This window comes from Actinoplanes sp. NPDC051411 (assembly GCF_040682075.1).
Lineage (GTDB): Bacteria > Actinomycetota > Actinomycetes > Mycobacteriales > Micromonosporaceae > Actinoplanes.
On record NZ_JBFBAD010000287.1, the window covers coordinates 1 to 1,523 of the forward strand.

Below are 1,523 nucleotides of genomic sequence, written 5' to 3' on the forward strand. Positions count from 1 at the left end.
GTAACTGGATAGGTGCCTGAGGTGCCTGAAGATTCGGATGTGTATTCCGGTCAACTGGTGGCGGGTATCCAGGGGTTGCCGGTGACAGCGCGGGTGAGGACGTCGAGGGTGTTGAGTCCGTGTTTGGCGGCGGTGGCGGTGTAGCTGCGGATCGCGGCGAAATGTTCGGCTCCGGTCAGGGTGCGCATGCTTCCGGAGACTTTGACGCGGAGTTTCGGCATTCGCAGGGCTTGTTCGGCGGTGTTGTTGTCGAACGGGACGGCTGGGTTGGTGACGAATCGAAGATATTCGTCGCGGTGGTCGCGGAGCCGGGCGAACAGTGCGTGGTATTTGCGTATCAGTGCGCTGCCGGGGCCGGCGGTTGTCTGGGCGCCGATCACGAGGGCGGAGCGCAGCAGGTGTTGTTGTTCGGCGATGGCGGCCGGGTCTGGTGTGGTGTCGGTGGCTCGGGCGGTGCGGACCAGGCGCCAGAGTCGGCGTAGCGCGTTGGTGGCCTGGGTGGCCAGCGCGGCGATGTCGCCGTTGGCGGTGTCGGTGACGTAGATCAGTTCGCGCAGGGCGTGGGCGTTGCACAGTGCCGAGTCGAGGTGGCGGTAGGTGTCGTAGGCCTGAAACGCGTCGTGCACGGCGATGCCGGTGAAGCGCGGGAGGATCCCGATCGCGTCCATCGCCACGCCGCCGCGTCTCGGGTGCACGCTCAGGAGCACGTCGGTGGGGGTGCAGGCGGTGTGCAGCCAGGCCAGTTTCCCGGCGGTGCGCAGGCCAGTCTCGTCGAAACAGGCCACCGGTGCGGCAGTGATCCGGTTGGTGATCACGGGCAGGACAGTGTCGATGATCGGCGTGGCGGTGCGTTTCACCCAGCCGGACACGGTGCTGGCGGCGACCGGTAGCCCGAACACCTCGGACAGGGCCTGTGCGGTGCGTTTGATGGACAGGAACTGTCCGTGCAGCAGGTACACGCCGACGGCAGCGGCGCGTGGTCCGTAACTGACCGGGGCGGTGGCTTCAGGCGGTGCGGTGGCGGTGGTGTGGTGCCCGCACGGGCAGGCGAGGGTGACCAGGCGGTGCTCGGTCACGAGGATTCTCGGTTCCGGGATGTCGAAGACTTGCCGGACCGCGGTGCTCACCTCGACACCGCCGCTCAGGCCGTCGCCGCAGCCGGCGCATACGGCTGGCAGATGCTGCACGATGCCGTCGGGATCGCTGACCTGTCGAAGTGTCATGCCGGGTTGTCCTGGCGGGCGTCCCGGCCCGCGTCCGGTGCGTTCCCGCAACGATTTCGGCGCGGGTTTGGCCAGACCGTCCGACGATGGCGGCTTCGAGGAGTTCTTCGATGTCATGCCCAGCCGGGCTTCCAACACGTTGATCCGGCTCAGCGCCGTATCCAGCCGGGCAGTCAGATCCGCCACCATCGCAAGGAGATCCTCATACGAGGGTCGTGACGAATCGGCGGACACGAACGGCCAACGAATCCCGGCTCATCGACGAAACTGATAGATCAACGACAGCACCTATCCAGTTAC

The 1,523-nt window shown here is 66.4% G+C and carries 1 protein-coding gene; it reads right to left on the reverse strand.

Going from position 1 to position 1,523, the window contains the following annotated elements; translation table 11 throughout:
• Positions 1-50 precede the first annotated feature (50 nt).
• Positions 51-1,457: an IS66 family transposase gene (locus AB0M88_RS53250; RefSeq protein ID WP_364116327.1), complete on the reverse strand. Its 1,407-nt coding sequence runs from the start codon at positions 1,455-1,457 to the stop codon at positions 51-53.
• Between the last annotated feature and the right edge of the window lie 66 nt (positions 1,458-1,523).